At 60.8% G+C, this 5,344-nt stretch carries 5 protein-coding genes; all 5 read right to left on the bottom strand.

The window, feature by feature from the left end:
• A partial coding sequence (locus tag ACXJKR_RS23305; RefSeq protein WP_457324831.1) for a glycosyltransferase occupies positions 1-350 on the bottom strand: 350 nt, incomplete at its 3' end.
• Between the two features lie 46 nt (positions 351-396).
• On the bottom strand, positions 397-1,482 hold the full coding sequence (locus ACXJKR_RS23300) for a glycosyltransferase family 4 protein (RefSeq protein ID WP_457324830.1): 1,086 nt from the start codon (positions 1,480-1,482) through the stop codon (positions 397-399).
• A 12-nt stretch (positions 1,483-1,494) separates the two neighbouring features.
• Complete coding sequence (locus ACXJKR_RS23295) at positions 1,495-3,927, bottom strand: hypothetical protein (protein WP_457324829.1); 2,433 nt, start codon at positions 3,925-3,927, stop codon at positions 1,495-1,497.
• A gap of 32 nt (positions 3,928-3,959) precedes the next feature.
• On the bottom strand, positions 3,960-4,970 hold the full coding sequence (locus ACXJKR_RS23290) for an acyltransferase family protein (protein WP_457324828.1): 1,011 nt from the start codon (positions 4,968-4,970) through the stop codon (positions 3,960-3,962).
• Positions 4,960-5,344 (bottom strand): hypothetical protein (locus ACXJKR_RS23285; RefSeq protein ID WP_457324827.1); only part of this gene is annotated, 385 nt, incomplete at its 5' end. The genes ACXJKR_RS23290 and ACXJKR_RS23285, both read right to left, overlap by 11 nt.

Below are 5,344 nucleotides of genomic sequence, written 5' to 3'. Positions count from 1 at the left end.
GGGTTCACCAGGTCCAAGCCGATCAGCCCGACCTTGGGCTGCGTGTCCAGGAGCTCCAGCGCCTTCTGGATCGACTGGTCGACGAAATAGGTGTCGGGGTTCAGCACCAGCAGATATTCGGAATCAACCTCGGCCAATCCGGTGTTGATGCCCGCYGAGAACCCGCCATTGCGGTCGGAAGCGATGAAGCGGACACCAGGCGGCAGCTGGGCGCGGAGCACCGACAGGGAATCGTCCGGGGACGCGTTGTCCACCACGATCACGTCGGCATCCCGCTCGATGACACCGTATTGCTGCATCGAGGCGACGCACTTCAGCACCAGGCGGGGCGTCGCGTAATTGACGATCAAGGCAGACAACTTCGACAAGGCATCTTCTCCAACTCAGGTTCTGAACTCAACGACGCTGCTTGAGCTGCAGCGTGGCATCGACGTACAGCAAGGCCGACTGCAACGCCTCGGCCGAGCGTTCCCACGTGAACGTCTCGAGGATGGCTGCTGCCGCGCGCTTGCGTGCTGCACCAGCACATGCATCTTTTAGACCCGCAAAGGCCGCCTGCCACGATGCCGAAGATCCCAGCTGCACGAACTGGGCCGCATCGCCCAGCACCTCGCGAAGCACCGGGATGTCAGCCGCGATGACGTGGGTGCCGCTGGCAAGGGCCTCCAGGGGCGGGATGCCAAATCCCTCCCAAAAGGACGGATAGAGCAAAGCGGCAGCACCTTGATACAGCTGGCGCAGCCGGGCGTCATCCACGTAGTCCAGGAACTCGATGCGGTCCCGCAGGCCGAGGCTTTCGGCMTGAGATTCGAGCGCCTTGCGGTAGTCGCCACCGCAGGACGCCACCACCAGCCTGTACTCGTCGGACCACGCGGCGCACTCGGAGAGCACCTCCTGCACGTTCTTGTGCGGATACCGTGCACCAACCATCAGCAAATACGGCGGGGCAGCAGCTGGCAAGACGTCAGACGATGCTGGCGCGAACCGCGCCGCATCGACTCCGTTGGGCACCACATGGATGCGTTCCAGTGGGAACTTGTAGTGCTCGGCAATGTCGCGGCGGGTGGTCTCGGACACCGTGAACACCGCCGCGCACTGCTTCAAGACCCGCGGCAGCAGGTGCCGGAAGTACCAATACTGCATCCGATGCTGCTGGGGAAAGCGCAGGCAGATGAGGTCGTGAATCGTGATCACTTGGCGCGCCGCCCGAGGCAGTGCGTGGTGCGTCGGCGAGTACAACAGCCGGGCGCCGGGCAACTCCACCGAGYGCGCCCACAGTGCGCGCTTGATGGCCGCCCCGCGGCTTGCGCCGATCGCCACGCTGGCGGGAGCCGAAACCAGCCGCGGCGCATCCGGGACAAAACCATGCCCCGCCACCACCGAGATCTCAAACCGCTCCGACAGCGCCTTCGCACAGCGTTCGGCATAGACACCGAGCCCCGTCGGGCGCGCGCCCAGCATCGACAGATTCACAACCAGCATCTACTCCATCCTTTATAGGGCTCGCATCTCCGAAATCACGAACGCCGTCTTGTCGGTCGCCGTCCCGCCTCCGCCAGCAAAGCCGATCGACATCTGCGCCACCGAACCAGCGGCCAACGCGCTCTTCTTGACTGTCGACCAGTCCGCCAACCGCGCCGTCGCGAACAGCGCCGTGTGCTGGACTACGCCGCTCGCCAGTTTCTCGGTTGCCAGTGGCAGCAACCAGATTGCACCGTCCTTGTCCACGGCCTGCATCATCAGCGGCTTGAGCGGATAGGCCACGCCGGCAAGCGGGGCTGCCTTGAACGAAACCCCGTTCAAGGTGGATGCGACGGTCGCCGGCACATCGGCAATCGGGAACACCCAGCCGTCACCCGCGATGTTCAACGTCGAACGCGAGATGAAACCATCCATGCAGGAGTTGCCGGTCGAGGACTTCGCCTCCAGCGCCATCGAGACAATGGGCGCGGACCGGGTACGCCAGGTCAGGCAAACCGGCGCCGATAACTTCGCGCCCAAGGCCGCTGCGCTGGTGTCGGGCACCGACACCGTGCGCACGACCAGCGCGTCCGTGACGCCACCGCTGGACACCGAGGCGCGCATGAAGCCGCGCACGCCTGCCGTCGAGCCGGCCTTGAATTCACAGGCAAACGGCGTCGACGTATTGGGCCGCACGCCAACCGCCACCTGCCTCTGCACCGGCACCATGTCGCTGCTGCCCGAGCAATCCACGTTCAGCGTCTGTGCCACTATGGAAGAGTTCGCCAGCACGGCACCGCTGACGCGAACGGTGCTACCTGCCACCGTCGCCGCTTCGAGCGCATGAGCACCCACGACCTCCTTGCCAACGGTCCCCGGCGCCTCGATGTCGCCGACGATACGCAGCGTCGCACGCGCCGCGACTGACGCGGCCGCCGCGGGCAGCTTGGTGATGCCGACCAGGCTGGTTGAAGTCGTGGCGACGAGCACGGGCTCACTGCCGCCCAACTCGCTGCGGTTCAGCGGGCGGCCGAACATGTCCCAGAACTTCGCATCGGCGGGCCACTTGGCCGAGGCCGCCTCGTCACCCCAGGCCACCGCGACGACACCGGAAGTACCGTCACCGAAGAACACGGCGGACGAAGCGGAATTCGCCACGTGGCGATAGCCCGCCAACGGCTTGCCGTTCACGTGCCGCACCAATGCCGCCAGAGCCGCATAGGACGGGCGCGGTGAAAAGTCGGCATTCAACACGCCCCAGTTGGCGCGGCCCTGCTCGACGAGTTCCCGGAAAAAGAAGAAGAAGACGCGCTCGTAGCCCGCAGCGAACCCGGATGCATAGGTCTTCACGAGGAAAGCCGCTTGCGCCCGTTCGGTCGCGGCCGTGATGGGACCCGCGGTGCCCGTCGGACCCTGCACGCCCAGGCCGGTCTCGGTGATCCAGCCCGGCTGACCCGTGGCGCCGCCGGCGGCGTCGATTGGAGCGACGCTGGCCGCAACGAACTCCAGCGTCTGGTCGGGATTGGCGTAGTAATGCTGGTTGCGCAGATCCAGCGACGCCACGCCGCTGTTCTCGTAGGTCGCCTTGAAAAACTCGTCGAGCCCGCGGGACGGCGCTCCACCCAGCACCTTCAATTGCGGCCGAGCCGACTTCACACCTGCATAGAACGCCTTCAACTGCGAGGCATATTGCCAGGGCGTACCGAGGTAGAAATCGGTGTTCTGCTCATTCCAATATTCGACCCCGTCAAAGTACGGACCCATGTCGCGCGCAAACGCCGCGCCGAAAGCCTGCAGCGCCGCAAGGTCGCGTGGCGGCTTGCGGTCGCCCGACGTCACCGTGTCRCTGCTGTAGCGAGTAAAGGCCGGTGAATCGTGGAACGACGTCACTTGCGAGAAACCTGCAAGGGACAGCCTGCGGGCCACGTTGAAGAATCGCCCCCACAACGGCGGGTTCACCGCAGCGGTGAGCTGCACCTGGGACCAGCGCAGTCGGTCACGCACGGAGCCGACACCGGCCGCCGACAAGGCATCGATGGCCTTGCCTATCGACTGATCATCGCCGCCGTACCAGCTCAGACCCGYGTCCATGCCGAAACGCTTGTCCAGCTTTGGGCGAGTGGCCGGGATGACCACAAAGGAGACCGGCTTGACCGCCACCTCTTCGGGCACCTGGACGGTAAGCCTGTAGAAGCCCGGCGTGAGTGCAGGCAGCGTCAGCAGGTTGCTCGACGCATTGAGCACGAAATTGTCGGCACGGTAGGCAAATTGGCCGTCGACATCGCGGACGGTGATCGATGCGGTGGCTTTCGTCCCCCGCACGATGAGCCATTGGCTTGGCAGCGTGTCGACGATGAAACTGCCATTCACGGGCGTCGGATCCGCGGTCGCCGCGGACACGATGACGGAAAAGGCAACTCCGCTGGCGAAGATACCCAAGCGACGCACAAACTTGATGCTAAACATATATTCCCCTTTCAGGGTTTAATTGCCCCTATTTATGTGGTCTTCTTGGGGTAAAAAATCCATTCCAAAACAGCATATTTTCGAATTGCGAAATCAAGAGCAAGCGGCACTATCAACCCACATGAAAATCCAACCATCGCACCACCGAACCCATCTATGCGAGTGCTAATCCTGCTTTGCACATAGTAGTGAAACAGGAAAATCACCAGCGATCGTTGCCCTATGTACTCCAATGCCGAACCCGCCTTACCGCGGATCAGAACGCATAGTCCTGACACGACCAAGACGCAAACAACAGCGAAGGGCAATGTGCCAACGCCCTCAATGAGGCGATGATTCAAATCGAGAACCATTAAGCCTAGACCTGAAGCGTACCAACCGATGGCAGCCACCAAGGCGGCCAACACTAGGATCCATACGGGGTGATGAGCTGAACTTCCTACGAGATGTAAATAACGTCGCCTAACTGTAATTCCGAACGCAAAAAACGCTAAACCTACGGGCACAAGATCTAAGGACCAAGGGAGTGCCCGATAGGTGACGGTATCACGGTCGATTTCAATACCCGGCATGGCATAACGGGACGTCTGTGCGAAAATTAGCAGAACAAGCAAAATAACAAGTAAACGCGGCGTGCGCATTTCACTTGTGTTGCGAAGCGTCACAAGTTGAGCGATGCCGACCAGGAAGAGACATGGAAGAAACCAAATGTGTGGCTGCGGCATGAGGTCGCCCACGCCTGCAATCACGCCGATCAAGTTCGCAACAAGCGCTCGCCAATCCAATTTCGCAGCTATTAAAGAAAATAATACACCACAAACGAAATAGGGGACCAACAATGCCCGAAGACGGCTGCGAAKATACCTTGTGAGCGGAACCTCTTTGTGCACTAGGCCAGCCGAATAAAAGAACAACGGCATGTGGAACAAATAAATCGCAGCGTGGAGCTGATGATTCTTCAGCCACGGATTGTGTCCAAGAACAACCAGGACGATACCGATCCCTCTCAGCCTGTCAATCCAATCAAGACGTTCAGCGGGCATATCTGGGCAAAAGGAATTTGCCGGTTTCTTGAGCAGGCAATGTAGCGACGAGCAATACAGCGACCATAAAGGGCTCATAATAAAGCCCAAACACGCTCATCATCAGCCACGCGCAATAGAACGATGCCAGCGGCACAGCCAAAGCACCTCCACCCGCGCCGGCCATTCGATTAATTACCACCCAAATACGCCACGAAAGGTACAGCCAAAAGGACATTCCCGCCAGACCACAACTGACCACTATTCCAAGAAACCCATTGTCAATTGGCACGCCCGCTTTGATGTTCGAGTTGAACACCCAACCCAAACCGAAGAGCCATGCCAATGGGCCCTCGACATTCAAGTAGTGGAGGTAATAGTTGACACCATAGAGT

It is taken from the genome of Roseateles sp. P5_E11, assembly GCF_054049355.1.
Note: the sequence above shows the minus strand (reverse complement) of the source record. Positions and strands in the feature narration are given on the sequence as shown.